14 protein-coding genes and 1 pseudogene are annotated in these 17,954 nt (G+C 40.7%); 14 read left to right on the plus strand and 1 reads right to left on the minus strand.

Features of this window, described 5'->3' with window-relative positions; genetic code table 11:
* Window positions 1-44: 44 nt before the first annotated feature.
* From ftsA to SK608_RS03410, 13 genes are all read left to right on the plus strand, one after another.
* Window positions 45-1,418, plus strand: coding sequence for a cell division protein FtsA (gene ftsA / locus SK608_RS03345; protein ID WP_000090384.1), 1,374 nt, complete (start codon window positions 45-47; stop codon window positions 1,416-1,418).
* A gap of 16 nt (window positions 1,419-1,434) precedes the next feature.
* Window positions 1,435-2,694, plus strand: coding sequence for a cell division protein FtsZ (gene ftsZ / locus SK608_RS03350; RefSeq protein ID WP_033676597.1), 1,260 nt, complete (start codon window positions 1,435-1,437; stop codon window positions 2,692-2,694).
* A 4-nt stretch (window positions 2,695-2,698) separates the two neighbouring features.
* On the plus strand, window positions 2,699-3,370 hold the full coding sequence (locus SK608_RS03355) for a YggS family pyridoxal phosphate-dependent enzyme (protein WP_033676599.1): 672 nt from the start codon (window positions 2,699-2,701) through the stop codon (window positions 3,368-3,370).
* A gap of 9 nt (window positions 3,371-3,379) precedes the next feature.
* Window positions 3,380-3,919 (plus strand): cell division protein SepF, encoded by a 540-nt coding sequence (locus SK608_RS03360; RefSeq protein WP_033676601.1) that lies wholly within the window; start codon window positions 3,380-3,382, stop codon window positions 3,917-3,919.
* Entirely contained in the window at window positions 3,919-4,182 is a 264-nt protein-coding gene (locus tag SK608_RS03365; protein ID WP_033676603.1) for a YggT family protein, read from the plus strand. Before SK608_RS03360 ends, SK608_RS03365 begins: the two co-directional genes overlap by 1 nt.
* The gene (locus SK608_RS03370) at window positions 4,179-4,964 is read left to right on the plus strand and encodes a YlmH family RNA-binding protein (RefSeq protein ID WP_033676605.1); all 786 of its coding nucleotides are present in this window, start codon (window positions 4,179-4,181) and stop codon (window positions 4,962-4,964) included. The genes SK608_RS03365 and SK608_RS03370 overlap by 4 nt, the downstream gene beginning before the upstream one ends.
* 8 nt (window positions 4,965-4,972) lie before the next feature.
* Window positions 4,973-5,854: a DivIVA domain-containing protein gene (locus SK608_RS03375; protein ID WP_033676607.1), complete on the plus strand. Its 882-nt coding sequence runs from the start codon at window positions 4,973-4,975 to the stop codon at window positions 5,852-5,854.
* Window positions 5,855-6,106: 252 nt separating this feature from the next.
* A complete protein-coding gene (gene ileS, locus SK608_RS03385) occupies window positions 6,107-8,899 on the plus strand; it encodes an isoleucine--tRNA ligase (protein WP_033676611.1) in 2,793 nt (930 codons plus the stop codon).
* Window positions 8,900-8,988: 89 nt separating this feature from the next.
* Window positions 8,989-9,387: a hypothetical protein gene (locus SK608_RS03390; protein ID WP_033676613.1), complete on the plus strand. Its 399-nt coding sequence runs from the start codon at window positions 8,989-8,991 to the stop codon at window positions 9,385-9,387.
* Window positions 9,388-9,517: 130 nt separating this feature from the next.
* Window positions 9,518-10,210, plus strand: a complete 693-nt coding sequence (locus tag SK608_RS03395; RefSeq protein ID WP_000240129.1) for a phosphoglycerate mutase — start codon at window positions 9,518-9,520, stop codon at window positions 10,208-10,210.
* Window positions 10,211-10,262: 52 nt separating this feature from the next.
* Window positions 10,263-12,674, plus strand: a complete 2,412-nt coding sequence (locus SK608_RS03400; protein ID WP_033676615.1) for a glycoside hydrolase family 95 protein — start codon at window positions 10,263-10,265, stop codon at window positions 12,672-12,674.
* A gap of 281 nt (window positions 12,675-12,955) precedes the next feature.
* Entirely contained in the window at window positions 12,956-13,657 is a 702-nt protein-coding gene (locus tag SK608_RS03405) for an ABC transporter ATP-binding protein (RefSeq protein WP_033676617.1), read from the plus strand.
* A gap of 1 nt (window position 13,658) precedes the next feature.
* On the plus strand, window positions 13,659-16,367 hold the full coding sequence (locus SK608_RS03410) for an ABC transporter permease (protein ID WP_033676619.1): 2,709 nt from the start codon (window positions 13,659-13,661) through the stop codon (window positions 16,365-16,367).
* A gap of 197 nt (window positions 16,368-16,564) precedes the next feature.
* Here SK608_RS03410 and SK608_RS03415 read toward each other — a convergent pair whose 3' ends face one another.
* On the minus strand, window positions 16,565-17,428 hold the full coding sequence (locus SK608_RS03415) for a helix-turn-helix domain-containing protein (protein WP_033676621.1): 864 nt from the start codon (window positions 17,426-17,428) through the stop codon (window positions 16,565-16,567).
* A 172-nt stretch (window positions 17,429-17,600) separates the two neighbouring features.
* Here SK608_RS03415 and SK608_RS11895 point away from each other — a divergent pair.
* Window positions 17,601-17,747 (plus strand): annotated as a pseudogene (locus SK608_RS11895) (PhrA family quorum-sensing system peptide); the annotation flags it as partial.
* Window positions 17,748-17,954 lie beyond the last annotated feature (207 nt).

Genomic DNA, 17,954 nt, shown 5'->3' on the forward strand with positions numbered 1-17,954 from the left:
TATTACGAAGTTAGAAACTTGGAAGATAGAGAGGATGCGATGTAATGGCTAGAGAAGGCTTTTTTACAGGTCTAGATATTGGAACAAGCTCTGTCAAGGTGCTTGTAGCCGAGCAGAGAAATGGTGAATTAAATGTAATTGGCGTGAGTAATGCCAAAAGTAAAGGTGTAAAGGATGGAATTATTGTTGATATTGATGCAGCAGCAACTGCTATCAAATCAGCAATTTCCCAAGCAGAAGAAAAAGCAGGCATCTCAATTAAATCAGTGAATGTTGGTTTACCAGCTAATCTCTTACAGGTAGAACCAACTCAAGGAATGATTCCAGTAACATCTGATACCAAGGAAATTATGGATCAAGATGTCGAAAATGTTGTCAAATCAGCTTTGACAAAGAGTATGACACCTGATCGTGAAGTTATCACATTCATTCCTGAGGAATTTATTGTGGATGGTTTTCAAGGGATTCGTGACCCACGTGGTATGATGGGGGTTCGCCTTGAAATGCGTGGTTTACTTTATACAGGACCTCGTACTATCTTGCACAATCTGCGTAAGACAGTTGAACGTGCAGGTGTTCAGGTTGAAAATATTATTATTTCACCACTAGCAATGGTTCAATCTATTTTGAATGAAGGTGAACGTGAATTTGGTGCTACAGTGATTGATATGGGGGCAGGTCAAACGACTGTCGCTACAATCCGTAACCAAGAACTCCAGTTTACCAATATTCTCCAAGAAGGCGGAGATTATGTAACTAAGGATATTTCTAAAGTCTTGAAGACATCACAGAAACTAGCCGAAGGTTTGAAATTAAACTATGGAGAGGCTTATCCTCCTCTCGCAAGTAAAGAAACCTTCCAAGTCGAAGTGATCGGGGAAGTAGAACCTGTTGAAGTAACAGAAAATTACTTGTCAGAGATTATTTCTGCACGAATTAAGCATATTTTTGAACAAATCAAACAAGACTTAGACAGAAGACATTTATTGGATCTTCCTGGTGGCATTGTTTTGATTGGTGGAACCGCTATTTTACCGGGTATTGTGGAACTTGCTCAAGAAGTTTTTGGTGTTCGTGTTAAGCTTTATGTTCCAAACCAAGTTGGTATTCGCAATCCAGCCTTTGCGCATGTGATTAGTCTATCAGAATTCGCGGGACAATTGACAGAAGTACATCTCTTGGCTCAACGAGCAGTCAAGGGTGATGAAGGATTATTCCAACAACCGCTTAGTTTTGGGGGAATGATTCAGAAAACAGCTCAGTTTGTACAATCAACGCCTGTTCAACCAGCTCCTGCTCCAGAAGTAGAGCCGGTGGCGCCTACGGAACCAATGGCGGATTTCCAACAAGCTTCACAAAATAAACCGAAATTAGCAGATCGTTTCCGTGGCTTGATCGGAAGCATGTTTGACGAATAAAGAGGAAAAATAAATTATGACATTTTCATTTGATACAGCTGCTGCCCAAGGCGCAGTAATTAAAGTAATTGGTGTCGGTGGAGGTGGTGGCAATGCCATCAACCGTATGGTCGACGAAGGTGTTACAGGCGTAGAATTTATCGCAGCAAACACAGATGTACAAGCATTGAGTAGTACAAAAGCTGAGACTGTTATTCAGTTGGGACCTAAATTGACTCGTGGTTTGGGTGCAGGAGGTCAACCTGAGGTTGGTCGTAAAGCTGCTGAAGAAAGCGAAGAAACACTGACGGAAGCTATCAGTGGCGCAGATATGGTCTTCATCACTGCTGGTATGGGAGGAGGCTCTGGAACTGGAGCTGCTCCTGTTATTGCTCGTATCGCCAAAGATTTAGGTGCTCTTACAGTTGGTGTCGTAACACGTCCGTTTGGTTTTGAAGGAAGCAAACGTGGACAATTTGCTGTAGAAGGAATCAATCAACTACGTGAGCATGTAGATACTCTATTGATTATTTCAAACAACAACTTGCTTGAAATTGTTGATAAGAAGACACCGCTTTTGGAGGCTCTTAGCGAAGCAGATAACGTTCTTCGTCAAGGTGTTCAAGGAATTACCGATTTGATTACCAACCCAGGATTGATTAACCTTGACTTTGCCGATGTGAAAACAGTTATGGCAAATAAAGGGAATGCTCTTATGGGTATTGGTATCGGTAGTGGAGAAGAACGTGTTGTTGAAGCAGCACGTAAGGCAATTTACTCTCCACTTCTTGAAACAACAATTGATGGAGCAGAAGATGTGATTGTCAACGTAACTGGTGGTCTTGACTTAACCTTGATTGAGGCAGAAGAGGCTTCACAAATTGTGAACCAGGCAGCAGGTCAAGGAGTGAACATCTGGCTCGGTACTTCAATTGATGAAAGTATGCATGATGAAATTCGTGTAACAGTTGTTGCAACAGGTGTTCGTCAAGACCGCGTAGAGAAGGTTGTTGCTCCACAAGCTAGACCGACTACTAACTATCGTGAGACAGTAAAACCAGCTCATTCACATGGATTTGATCGTCATTTTGATATGGCAGAAACAGCTGAATTGCCAAAACAAAATCAACGTCGCTCGGAACAAGCTCAAGGATCTGCTTTTGGTGATTGGGATTTACGTCGCGAGACAATTGTTCGTCCGACTGATTCAGTAGTGTCACCGGTAGAACGTTTTGAAATTCCAAATTCACAAGATGAAGATGAGTTGGATACACCTCCATTTTTCAAAAATCGTTAAGTAAATGAATGTAAAAGAAAATACAGAACGTGTTTTTCGAGAAGTCGCAGAAGCAAGTCTGAGTGCTCATCGCGAGAGTGGCTCAGTCTCTGTCATTGCAGTTACCAAGTATGTAGATGTACCGACAGCGGAAGCCTTGCTTCCGCTAGGGGTTCATCATATCGGTGAAAATCGTGTCGATAAGTTTCTAGAGAAATATCAAGCTTTAAAAGATCGAGATGTGACTTGGCATTTGATTGGTACCTTGCAAAGACGTAAGGTGAAAGATGTCATTCAATACGTTGATTATTTCCATGCATTGGATTCAGTAAAGCTAGCAGAGGAAATTCAAAAAAGAAGTGACAGAGTCATCAAATGTTTCATTCAAGTAAATATTTCTAAAGAAGAAAGCAAACACGGTTTTTCGAGAGAGGAACTGCTGGAAATCTTGCCAGAGTTAGCCAAACTAGATAAGATTGAATATGTTGGTTTAATGACGATGGCACCTTTTGAGGCTAGCAGTGAGCAGTTGAAAGAAATTTTCAAGGCGACTCAAGATTTACAAAAAGAAATCCAAGAAAAACAAATTCCAAATATGCCTATGACCGACTTAAGCATGGGAATGAGTCGTGATTATAAAGAAGCGATTCAATTCGGTTCCACCTTTGTTCGCATAGGTACAGCATTTTTTAAGTAGGAGAGAACCATGTCTTTAAAAGATAGATTCGATAGATTTATAGATTATTTTACGGAGGATGAGGATTTAAGTCTCCCTAATGAAAAACGAGATGAGCCCATTTTAACTCCAGTAAATTCTACACAGGAAAAGGCTCTCTCAACGAATCAACCACCGAGCACAAATAGTACAAAAGAAAATAATATTACTAGACTGCATGCACGTCAACAAGAGCTAGCAAAGCAAAATCAGCATTCTACTGAAAAAGTAACAATTGATGTTCGTTATCCTAGAAAATATGAAGATGCGATAGAAATTGTTGATTTATTAGCAGGAAACGAAAGTATTTTGATTGATTTTCAATATATGACTGAAGTGCAAGCTCGTCGTTGTTTAGATTATCTGGATGGAGCTTGCCATGTTCTAGCTGGAAATTTGAAAAAGGTAGCTTCTACCATGTACCTGTTGACACCAGTGAATGTTATTGTAAATGTTGAAGATATTCGTTTACCAGATGAAGATCAACAGGGTGAGTTTGATTTTGATATGAGACGAAATAGAGTACGATGATGATTTTTTTAATTCGTCTGATTTATAATGCAGTGGATATTTACTCCCTGATTTTGGTAGCCTTTGCTGTCATGTCTTGGTTTCCAGGTGCCTATGAATCAAGTTTGGGTCGTTGGATTGTAGCATTGGTAAAACCAGTGCTTGCTCCTTTGCAACGCCTGCCTTTACAGATAGCAGGTCTGGATTTATCTATTTGGGTTGCGATTGTTTTGATTCGATTTTTAGGAGAAAACCTAGTCCGTTTTCTGGCGATGATAGGATGAATAAAGGGATTTACCAGCATTTCTCCATAGAAGATCGTCCATTTCTTGATAAGGGAATGGAATGGATAAAAAAGGTAGAAGATAGCTATGCTCCTTTTTTAACTCCTTTTATCAATCCTCATCAGGAGAAGCTATTAAAGATTTTGGCCAAAACCTATGGTCTTGCTTGTAGCAGTAGTGGGGAATTCGTCTCGAGTGAGTATGTTCGAGTTTTATTATACCCAGATTATTTCCAGCCAGAGTTTTCAGATTTTGAAATATCTCTCCAGGAAATAGTGTATTCCAATAAATTTGAACACTTAACGCATGCTAAGATTTTAGGGACAGTCATCAATCAATTGGGGATTGAGCGGAAACTTTTTGGAGATATCCTAGTAGATGAAGAACGGGCGCAGATTATGATTAATCAGCAATTTCTTCTTCTCTTTCAAGATGGATTAAAGAAAATTGGCCGTATACCTGTTTCGCTGGAGGACCGTCCTTTCACCGAGAAAATAGATAAGCTAGAACAGTATCGAGAGCTGGATTTATGTGTGTCTAGTTTTAGATTAGATGTTCTTTTATCAAATGTTTTGAAACTATCTAGAAATCAAGCAAACCAGTTGATTGACAAGAAACTTGTCCAAGTAAATTATCATATGGTAGACAAATCAGATTATACTGTTCAAGTTGGAGACTTGATTAGTGTGAGAAAATTTGGGCGTTTGAGGTTGCTTCAAGATAAGGGACAAACTAAAAAAGAGAAGAAAAAAATAACAGTCCAGTTATTATTAAGTAAGTGAGGAAAAATATGCCAATTACATCGTTAGAAATCAAAGATAAAACCTTTAGCACACGTTTTAGAGGTTTTGATCCAGAAGAAGTAGATGAATTTTTAGATATTGTGGTTCGTGATTATGAAGATTTGGTTCGTTCTAATCATGATAAGGATTTACATATTAAAAATTTGGAAGAGCGTTTGTCTTACTTTGATGAGATGAAAGATTCGTTGAGCCAGTCTGTATTGATTGCCCAAGATACAGCTGAGAGAGTGAAACAAACAGCACACGATCGTTCAAATAATATTATTCATCAAGCTGAACAGGATGCACATCGATTATTGGAAGAAGCAAAATACAAGGCAAATGAAATTCTTCGTCAGGCTGCTGACAATGCTAAGAAAGTTGCTGTTGAAACCGAAGAATTGAAGAACAAGAGCCGTGTCTTCCACCAACGTCTCAAATCTACAATTGAGAGCCAGTTAGCTATTGTTGAATCTTCAGATTGGGAAGATATTCTCCGTCCAACAGCTACTTATCTTCAAACCAGTGATGAAGCTTTTAAAGAAGTGGTTAGCGAAGTACTTGGAGAACCGATTCCAGCTCCAATTGAGGAAGAACCAATTGATATGACACGTCAATTTTCTCAAGAAGAAATGACAGAGTTACAGGCTCGTATTGAGGCAGCCAATAAAGAATTGGCTGAATTTGAAGCTCAAGCTAAACAGGAAGTGGAAAATCCAACTCCTGTAGTGAGTCCTCAAATGGAAGAAGAGCCTGCTCATCCAGTTGGTCCAATGTACGAAGAACCAGAAGTAGCTCCAGTACATCCTTCGGCTCCAACACCAGCTACAGAAACGTTTGATTCAGCACCAGGATTTGAAGCACCGCAAGAATCCGTTACAATTTTATAAGAAATATTCTGAGAACAATATCTTATCCTTATATTTCCAGCGAGCAGGAGATGGTGTGAGTCCTGTATTCCCTAACGATAAGATTATCCTCTCAAAAACTCAAGTCTGAAGCTAGTAAGATTTGACGTTTCCCACGTTACGGGATAAGAGGGAGAAAGACTAAATCTTTTTTCGAATAAAGGTGGTACCACGATTTTCGTCCTTTTTGGAAGTCGTGGTTTTTAATTTGTTATTATTTATAAAGGAGATACCATGAAACTCAAAGATACCCTTAATCTTGGGAAAACAGCTTTCCCAATGCGTGCAGGCCTTCCGACCAAAGAGCCAGTTTGGCAAAAGGAATGGGAAGATGCAAAACTTTATCAACGTCGTCAAGAATTGAACCAAGGAAAACCTCATTTCACCTTGCATGATGGCCCTCCATACGCGAACGGAAATATTCACGTTGGACACGCTATGAACAAGATTTCAAAAGATATCATTGTTCGTTCAAAATCAATGTCAGGTTTTTACGCACCATTTATCCCAGGTTGGGATACTCATGGTCTGCCAATCGAGCAAGTTTTGGCAAAACAAGGTGTCAAACGTAAAGAAATGGACTTGGTTGAGTACTTGAAACTTTGCCGTGAATACGCTCTTTCTCAAGTAGATAAACAACGCGAAGACTTCAAACGTTTGGGTGTTTCTGGCGATTGGGAAAATCCATATGTGACTTTGACTCCTGACTATGAAGCAGCTCAAATCCGTGTATTTGGTGAGATGGCTAATAAAGGCTATATCTACCGTGGTGCCAAGCCAGTTTACTGGTCTTGGTCATCTGAGTCAGCCCTTGCTGAAGCGGAGATTGAATACCATGACTTGGTTTCAACTTCCCTTTACTATGCCAACAAGGTAAAAGATGGCAAAGGTGTTCTAGATACAGATACTTATATCGTCGTTTGGACAACGACTCCATTTACTATCACTGCTTCTCGTGGTTTGACTGTTGGTGCGGATATTGATTACGTCTTGGTTCAACCTGCTGGTGAAGCTCGTAAGTTTGTGGTTGCTGCAGAATTATTGACTAGCTTGTCTGAGAAGTTTGGTTGGGCTGATGTTCAAGTTTTGGCAACTTACCGTGGTCAAGAACTCAACCACATCGTAACAGAACACCCATGGGATACAGCTGTAGATGAGTTGGTTATCCTTGGTGACCATGTTACCACTGACTCTGGTACTGGTATTGTCCATACAGCCCCTGGTTTTGGTGAGGACGACTACAATGTTGGTATTGCTAATGATCTTGAAGTCGCAGTGACTGTTGACGAGCGTGGTATCATGATGAAGAATGCTGGTCCTGAGTTTGAAGGTCAATTCTATGAAAAGGTAGTTCCAACTGTTATTGAAAAACTTGGTAACCTCCTTCTTGCACAAGAAGAAATCTCTCACTCATACCCATTTGACTGGCGTACTAAGAAACCAATCATCTGGCGTGCAGTACCACAATGGTTTGCCTCAGTTTCTAAATTCCGCCAAGAAATCTTGGACGAAATTGAAAAAGTGAAATTCCACTCAGAATGGGGGAAAGTCCGTCTTTACAATATGATTCGTGACCGTGGCGACTGGGTTATCTCTCGTCAACGTGCTTGGGGTGTTCCACTTCCAATCTTCTATGCAGAAGACGGTACAGCGATCATGACAGCTGAAACTATTGAACATGTGGCTCAACTCTTTGAAGAACATGGTTCAAGTATTTGGTGGGAACGTGATGCTAAGGACCTCTTGCCAGAAGGATTTACTCATCCAGGTTCACCAAATGGCGAGTTCAAAAAAGAAACAGATATCATGGACGTTTGGTTTGACTCAGGTTCATCATGGAATGGGGTTGTAGTGAACCGTCCTGAGTTGACTTACCCAGCAGACCTTTACCTAGAAGGTTCTGACCAATACCGTGGTTGGTTCAACTCATCACTCATCACATCTGTTGCCAACCATGGTGTAGCACCTTACAAACAAATCTTGTCACAAGGTTTTGCCCTTGACGGTAAAGGTGAGAAGATGTCTAAATCTCTTGGAAATACCATTGCTCCAAGCGATGTTGAAAAACAATTTGGTGCTGAAATCTTGCGTCTCTGGGTAACAAGTGTAGACTCAAGCAACGATGTGCGTATCTCTATGGATATCTTGAGCCAAGTCTCTGAAACTTACCGTAAGATCCGTAACACTCTTCGTTTCTTGATTGCCAATACATCTGACTTTAACCCAACTCAAGATTCAGTAGCTTACGATGAGCTTCGTTCAGTTGATAAGTACATGACTATTCGCTTTAACCAGCTTGTCAAGACCATTCGTGATGCTTATGCAAACTTTGAATTCTTGACAATCTACAAGGCCTTGGTGAACTTTATCAACGTTGATTTGTCAGCCTTCTACCTTGATTTTGCTAAGGACGTTGTTTATATCGAAGGTGCCAAATCATTGGAACGCCGTCAAATGCAGACTGTTTTCTATGACATTCTTGTGAAAATCACCAAACTCTTGACACCAATCCTTCCTCACACAGCAGAGGAAATCTGGTCATATCTAGAGTTTGAAGCCGAAGACTTTGTTCAATTGTCAGAATTACCAGAAGCGGAAACTTTTGCTAATCAAGAAGAAATCTTGGATACATGGGCAGCCTTCATGGACTTCCGTGGACAAGCTCAAAAAGCCTTGGAAGAAGCTCGTAATGCCAAAGTAATCGGTAAATCACTTGAAGCACACTTGACAGTTTATCCAAACGAAGTTGTGAAAACTCTACTTGAAGCAGTAAACAGCAATGTAGCTCAACTTTTGATCGTGTCAGACTTGACCATCGCAGAAGGACCAGCTCCAGAAGCTGCCGTTAGCTTCGAAGATGTGGCCTTCACAGTTGAACGCGCTGCAGGTGAAGTGTGTGACCGTTGCCGTCGCATAGATCCAACAACAGCAGAACGCAGCTACCACGCAGTCATTTGTGACCACTGTGCAAGCATCGTAGAAGAAAACTTTGCGGACGCAGTCGCAGAAGGATTTGAAGAGAAATAGTTTCGAGTAGTCTGGAGAATATTCATGAATTGAGTATTTTAACTAGTTATGGTATAATATTTAGTATAAAATATTAAAGGAGATTTATTATGAAGTCAAAATCTTTAGCACTTTATAGTGGTATTGTTGGTTTAGTAGGTGGAATATACTTGCTTATTGCCCCATTTCTTTTACTAGCAGCAGTTGTGAGTACAGCTGCTACAGCAACAGCTACACAGAGTCCTGAATTAACTGCATCTACAACAGTTGCAGGAGTTGCAGGAGTTTTACTTCCAACCGTTTTAAAAATTGCTATTTTAGTTTTAGGAATTGTTGCGATTGTATACTATAAGGGAGAAAGTCGTGTTGGTTCGGCTCCTTCTGTCCTATTAATCGTAGGTGGAGCAGTTGGCTTGATTCCAGCCCTTGGTTGGGTAGGAGGAATCCTAGCAATTATCGGTGGTTCACTATTTTTAGGAAGTCTCAAAAAATTCAAAGTTGAAGGATAAAAAATAAGGAAAAGGATTGCCAAACAGTCCTTTCCTTTTTGGTTTTGACTAGCTTTTTTGTGAAAAATTGTGTAAAATAGAATAGATAAACGAGGGGAAACCTCGGAAAATTTAAAGGAGAATCCATCTAATGGTAAAATTGGTTTTTGCTCGCCACGGTGAGTCTGAATGGAACAAAGCTAACCTTTTCACAGGTTGGGCTGATGTTGATTTGTCTGAAAAAGGTACACAACAAGCGATTGACGCTGGTAAATTGATCAAAGAAGCTGGTATCGAATTTGACCAAGCTTACACTTCAGTATTGAAACGTGCTATCAAAACAACTAACTTGGCTCTTGAAGCTTCTGACCAATTGTGGGTTCCAGTTGAAAAATCATGGCGCTTGAACGAACGTCACTACGGTGGTTTGACTGGTAAAAACAAAGCTGAAGCTGCTGAACAATTTGGTGATGAACAAGTTCACATCTGGCGTCGTTCATACGATGTATTGCCTCCAAACATGGATCGTGATGATGAGCACTCAGCTCACACTGACCGTCGTTACGCTTCACTTGACGACTCAGTTATCCCAGATGCTGAAAACTTGAAAGTGACTTTGGAACGTGCCCTTCCATTCTGGGAAGATAAAATCGCTCCAGCTCTTAAAGATGGTAAAAACGTATTCGTAGGAGCTCACGGTAACTCAATCCGTGCTCTTGTAAAACACATCAAAGGTTTGTCAGATGACGAAATCATGGACGTGGAAATCCCTAACTTCCCACCATTGGTATTCGAATTTGACGAAAAATTGAACGTAGTTTCTGAATACTACCTTGGAAAATAAAAAATTGTAAGCCTAGGATTGATTTCTAGGCTTTTTATGTTAGTATGGTAGTATGATAAGGAATAAAAAACAAGATTATGTATTGGCCTACAAGCAACCAGCGTCAACAACATATAAGGGTTGGGAAGAAGAGGCCTTACCGATAGGCAATGGTTCTTTAGGGGCAAAAATATTTGGGCTTATAGGGGCTGAGCGGATTCAATTCAATGAAAAAAGTCTCTGGTCTGGTGGTCCACTTCCTGATAGTTCAGATTATCAGGGTGGAAATCTTCAGGATCAGTATGCTTTTTTAGCTGAGATTCGGCAGGCTTTGGAGAAGAGAGACTACAATACTGCTAAGGAACTGGCTGAACATCACCTGGTCGGGCCCAAAACGAGTCAATATGGGACCTATCTGTCTTTTGGGGATATTCATATTGAGTTTAGCAAGCAAGGCAAGACTTTGTCTCAGGTGACGGATTACCATAGACAGCTTAATATCAGTAAGGCGCTTGCGACGACTTCTTATGTCTATAAGGGAACGAAATTTGAACGTGAAGCTTTTGCGAGTTTTCCAGATGATCTCTTGATTCAGCGCTTTACTAAGGAAGGGGCAGAAACTCTAGATTTTACTATAGAACTATCCTTGACCCATGATTTGGCTTCTGATGGAAAGTATGAGCAGGAAAAATCTGATTACAAGGAATGCAAGTTGGATATCTTTGATTCTCATATCTTGATGAAGGGAAGGGTTAAGGACAATGACCTGCAGTTTGCTAGCTGTTTAGCTTGGGAAACGGATGGGGACATTAGAGTCTGGTCAAATAAGGTTCAGATATCAGGAGCTAGTTATGCTAATCTCTTCTTGGCGGCTAAGACAGATTTTGCCCAAAATCCTGCTAGCAATTATCACAAGAAAATAGATTTAGAGCAACAGGTAAAGGACTTGGTGGAGATAGCTAAAGAAAAGGGCTATACCCAATTGAAATCAAGGCATATTGAGGACTACCAAGCATTATTCCAGCGTGTTCAATTGGATTTGGGAGCTGATGTAGACACATCCACTACAGATGATTTGCTAAAAAATTATAAGCCACAAGAGGGGCAGGTTTTGGAGGAGCTATTCTTCCAGTATGGACGGTATTTATTGATTAGTTCTTCTAGAGATTGCCCAGATGCCCTACCAGCTAACCTACAGGGAGTATGGAATGGGGTCGATAATCCTCCTTGGAATTCGGACTATCACTTAAATATCAATCTGCAGATGAATTATTGGCCAGCCTATGTGACTAACCTCTTAGAAACGACCTTTCCGGTCATCAACTATATAGATGATTTGCGTGTCTATGGTCGCCTAGCAGCTGCAAGGTATGCAGGAATTGTCTCTCGGGAAGGAGAGGAGAATGGTTGGTTGGTCCATACCCAAGCGACCCCTTTTGGCTGGACGGCACCTGGTTGGGATTACTATTGGGGTTGGTCACCAGCTGCCAATGCGTGGATGATGCAAACTGTTTATGAAGCCTATTCATTTTATAGGGACCAAGACTATCTTAGGGAGAAAATTTATCCCATGTTGAGGGAAACGGTACGCTTTTGGAATGCCTTTTTACATGAGGATCAGCAGGCCCAGCGTTGGGTTTCTTCTCCATCTTATTCGCCAGAACACGGTCCGATTTCGATTGGCAATACCTATGACCAATCTCTGATTTGGCAATTATTTCATGATTTTATTCAGGCTACTCAAGAATTGGGGCTGGATGGGGATTTGTTGACTGAGGTCAAGGAGAAGTTTGACTTGCTTAATCCTCTTCAAATCACTCAATCTGGTCGAATCAGGGAGTGGTATGAGGAGGAAGAGCAGCATTTTCAAAATGAGAAAGTGGAGGCCCAGCATCGGCACGCTTCCCATCTAGTGGGACTCTATCCTGGCAATCTCTTTAGCTACAAGGGGCAGGAGTATCTTGAAGCGGCGCGTGCTAGCCTCAATGATCGTGGAGATGGCGGAACAGGCTGGTCCAAGGCTAATAAGATCAATCTTTGGGCGCGTCTAGGAGATGGCAATCGAGCCCATAAATTATTAGCAGAGCAGTTAAAGTCATCCACCTTGCCAAATCTTTGGTGTAGCCATCCTCCTTTTCAGATAGATGGTAATTTTGGTGCTAGCAGTGGCATGGCAGAAATGTTACTCCAGTCTTATACAGCTTATCTGGTACCTCTAGCCGCCCTACCCGATGCATGGTCAACAGGTTCCGTTTCAGGCTTAATGGCACGTGGACATTTTGAAGTTAGCATGAGTTGGGAGGATAAAAAACTCTTACAGATGACTATTTTATCAAGAAGTGGGGGAGATTTGCGAGTCTCTTATCCAGGTATTGAGAAGAGTGTGATTGAAATGAATCAAGAAAAAGCAAAAGTGAAATGCATAGAGAAAGATTGTATTTCGGTAGCAACAGCAGAAGGCGATCTGGTTCAATTTTATTTTTAAGAAGATGTTATACTCTTCTTAAATCTCTTCAAACCACGTCAGCGTCGCCTTACCGTATATATGTGACTGACTTTGTCAGTCTTATCTACAACCTCAAAGCGGTGCTTTGAGTAACCTGCGGCTAGCTTCCTAGTTTGCTCTTTGATTTTCATTGAGTATTAGAAGGCAGTAATTTGATACTGCCTTTTAATAAGGATTTGAGAATGTAAGCAGTTTCCAACTAGTTGAAAAAGCGTTATAATGGTAGTAGGAAGTAATTTGTTTGAGAGAGGGTGGGTCTGATGGCTTATATTGAGATGAAACACTGTTACAAGCGTTATCAGGTTGGGGACACGGAGATTGTGGCCAATCGTGATGTGAATTTTGAGATTGAGAAGGGTGAATTGGTTATTATTCTAGGTGCGTCTGGTGCAGGCAAGTCAACGGTTCTTAACCTTCTTGGGGGAATGGATACCAATGACGAGGGGGCAATCTGGATAGATGGTGTTAATATTGCAGACTATAGTTCCCACCAGAGGACCAATTACCGTAGAAATGATGTCGGTTTTGTTTTTCAGTTTTACAATCTAGTTTCCAATCTAACCGCTAAGGAAAATGTGGAGTTGGCTTCAGAAATCGTGACAGACGCCTTGAATCCTGAACAGGTCTTGACAGATGTAGGTCTGGCTCATCGTCTCAATAACTTTCCAGCCCAGCTTTCTGGAGGGGAGCAACAGCGAGTCTCCATTGCACGCGCAGTAGCCAAAAATCCTAAAATTCTCCTTTGTGATGAACCGACAGGCGCCTTGGATTATCAGACAGGTAAGCAGGTTTTGAAAATTCTCCAAGATATGTCTCGTCAAAAGGGAGCGACGGTAATCATCGTGACTCACAATGGAGCTTTGGCGCCCATTGCTGATCGCGTGATTCATATGCACGATGCCAGTGTCAAGGATGTGGTGATCAACCAGCATCCTCAGGATATCGACAGTTTGGAGTACTAGCATGATGAAGCGAAAAACCTATTGGAAGGATTTAATTCAGTCCTTCACAGGCTCCAAGGGGCGTTTTTTATCCATTTTAACCTTGATGATGTTGGGGTCTCTAGCCATAGTAGGCCTCAAAGTGACTAGCCCCAACATGGAGGCGACAGCTAATGCTTATTTAAGAACTGCTCAAACCTTGGATTTGGCAGTTATGTCTAATTATGGTTTGGATCAAACAGATCAAGAAGAACTAGAACAGATAGAGGGCGCAGAGGTTGAGTTTGGCTATTTGACAGATGTGACTATGGAAAATGGGCAGGATGCCATTCGGCTGTACTCCAAACCAGAGCGAATTTCAACCTTTCAGCTAAGAGAGGGACGACTTCCTCAGTCAGACAAGGAAATTGCTTTGGCCACTCATTTGCAAGGCCAATACAGCGTGGGACAGGAGATTAGTTTTAAAGAAAAAGAAGAGGGTCATTCCCCTCTAAAAGGCCATACTTATACCATTTCTGGTTTTGTGGATTCAGCTGAAATCCTCTCCCAGCGAGATATGGGCTACGCAGGAAGTGGAAGTGGGACTCTGACAGCCTATGGGGTGATTTTACCTAGTCAGTTTGATCAGAAAGTCTACAATATAGCTCGTTTGAAATATCAAGATTTAGCAGGATTAAATGCTTTTTCAGCAGCTTATGAAGAGAAATCCAAGCAACATCAGGAAGAACTTGAACAAGTTCTATCTGATAATGGCAAGGCACGTCTACAACTCTTGAGAAAAGAAGGACAAGAGTCTCTAGACAAAGGCAAAGAAACCCTTGATAAGGCTGAGACTAATCTGCAGGAAGGCCAGCGTCGTTTAGCAGCTGCTCAAGCTCGTATACAGGCTCAGGAAAGTCAACTAGCCTTGCTTCCTCAAGCTCAGAGAGAGCAGGCTAGTGCTCAACTTACCCAAGCTAAGCAGGAATTGGGTAAAGAAGAGGATAGACTAAAGCAGGCTGAACAAAATCTAGCCCAAGAAAAGGAAAAACTAGAAAAACATCAGCAAGTATTGGATGATTTGGCTGAGCCCAAGTATCAAGTCTATAATCGTCAGACCGTGCCTGGCGGTCAGGGCTACCTCATGTACAGCAATGCTTCAGCCAGTATTCGGGCAGTGGGCAATATCTTTCCTGTAGTGCTTTATGCCGTAGCAGCTATGGTGACCTTTACCACCATGACTCGTTTTGTGGATGAAGAGCGAACTCATGCAGGGATTTTTAAGGCCTTGGGCTATCGCAGCAAGGATATTATCGCCAAGTTTCTCCTCTACGGTCTAGTAGCTGGTACTCTAGGAACAGCTCTAGGTAGCATACTTGGTCATTATTTGCTAGCCAGTGTGATTTCAAGTGTCATTACAAAAGGCATGGTGGTGGGAGAAACTCAGATTCAGTTCTATTGGACCTATAGTTTATTAGCTCTTGGTTTGAGTTGGTCGGCGAGTGTGTTACCAGCTTATCTGGTAGCTAAGAGGGAACTGCACGATGAAGCAGCCCAGCTTTTACTGCCTAAACCTCCTGTTAAAGGAGCTAAAATCTTACTGGAGCGCATCGGTTTTATTTGGCGTCGTCTCAGTTTTACTCATAAGGTAACAGCTCGCAATATCTTCCGTTATAAGCAGCGGATGTCGATGACGATCTTTGGTGTGGCAGGTTCAGTCGCTCTGCTCTTTGCAGGTTTGGGAATCCAATCCTCTGTAGCAGGAGTTCCGTCTAGACAGTTTCAACAAATTCAACAGTATCAGATGATTGTCTCTGAAAATCTTAGTGCGACCAATCAGGACAAGGCAGAGCTAGAAGAAGTATTGAAAGGGCAAGATATCCAAGCTTACCAGAAAGTCTATTCTAAAACGCTAGACAAGGATTTCAAAGGTAAGGCTGGTCTTCAAACTATTACTCTTATGATGACATATAAGGAAGATTTGACTCCCTTTATCCATCTGCAAAATCATCAGCAGGAGCTGACATTAAAAGATGGCGTCGTTATTACAGATAAACTAGCCCAGCTGGCAGGTATCAAGGTTGGGCAGACTCTAGAAATTGAAGGTAAAGAGCTAAAGGTCGCTGCCATTGCTGAGAACTACGTTGGTCACTTTATTTATATGAGTCAGGCTAGCTATGAGCAAATTTACGGACAGCTACCCCAAGCCAACACTTATTTGGTCTCGTTAAGAGATACCAGTGCTACTAGTATCGAAAGACAGGCAGGCTTACTTATGAATCAATCTGCGGTGTCCAGCGTCGTCCAGAATGCTTCAGCCATTCGCCTCTTTGACTCCGTCGCCAGCTCACTCAATCAGACCATGACCATCTTGGTCATCGTATCGGTTCTGTTGGCTATTGTTATCCTCTACAATCTGACCAATATCAACGTGGCTGAGAGAATCCGTGAACTCTCCACTATCAAGGTTCTCGGTTTTCATAATAATGAAGTTACCCTCTACATTTATCGTGAGACGATTGTGCTGTCCCTTGTGGGAATCGTACTTGGTTTGGTATCTGGTTTCTATTTACACCAATTTTTGATTCAAATGATTTCGCCTGCGACTATTCTCTTTTATCCGCAGGTAGGCTGGGAAGTCTATGTAATTCCAGTGGCAGCAGTAAGCATCATTTTGGCCTTGCTTGGTTTCTTTGTCAATTATCATCTGAGAAAGGTTGATATGCTTGAAGCCTTGAAATCTGTAGAGTAAGATAGCTGTTTTTAGCTGATTGACCTTGTATTTACGAGTAAATCATGACCACCCGCATAGCGGGTGGTTTTTTTGTCTCGCACCTAGCGGAGCGAGACGAACTAATAGTCACATAATTATAAGGCTGATAGTATTCATTTCACTATCAGCCTTACAGGTTATTTAACGTTTCAGAAAAACTATAATGTCAAGATTAACTAAACAGTATCTAATTCCTTCAAATAATTTTCTATCTTCATCAACATTAAAGGATTGTTATAAATCTTACATAACTCTCTTGCTTCTATATAATAATTTTTGACTTGTTCTTTGTCTAGAAATTTGGCTCCAGCATTTCCTACAAGAATAAGTAGAGAAGCCAGTTGGTAGCTTGTCTGTCTTTGTTTACAGAGTTCAATCGTCTCAAGAGCTTCTTGGATGGCTTCGTTATATTTTTCCTTTGACACTAGGTAGTGAGCGTAGTTGTAACGAACTCTGATGTAGCCAAATAAAAACTCTTGATGCTCAAAATTTTTTGTCTGATATAACTCCATCAAATGAGAGTAGTTTACCTCATATTCTTGTTCACGACCCACTAAGGAATAGAAATTAGATAGAGTATTCAATGCCTTTAAATAAATCAGAGTATTTGAGGAGACTTTTAATAATATATTTTCCAATGAAGAAATTGCCTCACACTTACTGTCATATTGATAGAAGTCAATAATAGCTTTAATCCATTCAAGGTAAGTTCGGTCTTCTAGTGTTAGAAAGGTGCTTCGCTCAACCTCTATTTTATAAAGATATTCTAAATCGTCATAATTTCTATCATCTAATAGGCGAGCAGATAATTGCTTGAAATTAGAGAGGTTAGATTTAATTTCAATTTGTTCATTGAAAAAGTAATCTAATGGTACTTCAAGTCGTTGGGAGAGTTTGAACAAAAGGTCTGCGGAGGGAATGAAATGTCCTCTCTCAATTTTACTAATCTGGCTTTGTTCACAAATTCCTTCTGCAAGAGTTTGTTGGGAGAGTCTCAGCTCTTTTCTTTTCAATCTGAATTTCTCTGCGAGTGTATTCATTAAAGATAATAAACCTTCCTATTTGCTTAATTTCATTATAAAATTTTTAGTTCAAATAGCAAGTTAAAGGAATAAATAATTCCCTATGGTAATAAACTAAAAAAAGTCAAAAATTACATAAAAATGCTTTACCGAATAATATATATATGTTAAAATAAAAACAAGGAAATAGAAAGCGGTTTCATTTGCATTACTAGGTGTTTTTATGTTTAGTAATACAATTCCTTACCAACAGTTTATTCAGAAGAATAAACAATTGGAGATTCGAGTGCAATCACAAAAGAAGTCCAATGGTCCTGATGTTGGGAAGGCTGATTGATTTCGTATTACTTTAAAATTCAACTATTTAGAGAAAGGTATTCTGATGAGAGCTTGTAACAATACCAGATAGATATAAGAATGGAGATGTTTGATAAAATGCTTTCATAGCTAACCAACTGTTGAAAATTATGAGTTACAAAATCTAAAGTATTTAAGATTGGTTTATAAAATTAGGTCTCTGCCTGTAGAAAGGAACGTGCAGTTA

This window comes from Streptococcus mitis subsp. hohhotensis, from assembly GCF_000722775.1.
In the GTDB taxonomy this organism is placed as follows: Bacteria; Bacillota; Bacilli; order Lactobacillales; family Streptococcaceae; genus Streptococcus; species Streptococcus carlssonii.

Excerpts from the sequence above, each read along its gene's own strand:
- ftsA (WP_000090384.1), top strand. The coding sequence starts at position 45 with ATGGCTAGAGAAGGCTTTTTTACAGGTCTAGATATTGGAACAAGCTCT.
- ftsZ (WP_033676597.1), top strand. The coding sequence starts at position 1,435 with ATGACATTTTCATTTGATACAGCTGCTGCCCAAGGCGCAGTAATTAAA.
- SK608_RS03355 (WP_033676599.1), top strand. The coding sequence starts at position 2,699 with ATGAATGTAAAAGAAAATACAGAACGTGTTTTTCGAGAAGTCGCAGAA.
- SK608_RS03360 (WP_033676601.1), top strand. The coding sequence starts at position 3,380 with ATGTCTTTAAAAGATAGATTCGATAGATTTATAGATTATTTTACGGAG.
- SK608_RS03365 (WP_033676603.1), top strand. The coding sequence starts at position 3,919 with ATGATTTTTTTAATTCGTCTGATTTATAATGCAGTGGATATTTACTCC.
- SK608_RS03370 (WP_033676605.1), top strand. The coding sequence starts at position 4,179 with ATGAATAAAGGGATTTACCAGCATTTCTCCATAGAAGATCGTCCATTT.
- SK608_RS03375 (WP_033676607.1), top strand. The coding sequence starts at position 4,973 with ATGCCAATTACATCGTTAGAAATCAAAGATAAAACCTTTAGCACACGT.
- ileS (WP_033676611.1), top strand. The coding sequence starts at position 6,107 with ATGAAACTCAAAGATACCCTTAATCTTGGGAAAACAGCTTTCCCAATG.
- SK608_RS03390 (WP_033676613.1), top strand. The coding sequence starts at position 8,989 with ATGAAGTCAAAATCTTTAGCACTTTATAGTGGTATTGTTGGTTTAGTA.
- SK608_RS03395 (WP_000240129.1), top strand. The coding sequence starts at position 9,518 with ATGGTAAAATTGGTTTTTGCTCGCCACGGTGAGTCTGAATGGAACAAA.
- SK608_RS03400 (WP_033676615.1), top strand. The coding sequence starts at position 10,263 with ATGATAAGGAATAAAAAACAAGATTATGTATTGGCCTACAAGCAACCA.
- SK608_RS03405 (WP_033676617.1), top strand. The coding sequence starts at position 12,956 with ATGGCTTATATTGAGATGAAACACTGTTACAAGCGTTATCAGGTTGGG.
- SK608_RS03410 (WP_033676619.1), top strand. The coding sequence starts at position 13,659 with ATGATGAAGCGAAAAACCTATTGGAAGGATTTAATTCAGTCCTTCACA.
- SK608_RS03415 (WP_033676621.1), bottom strand. The coding sequence starts at position 17,428 with ATGAATACACTCGCAGAGAAATTCAGATTGAAAAGAAAAGAGCTGAGA.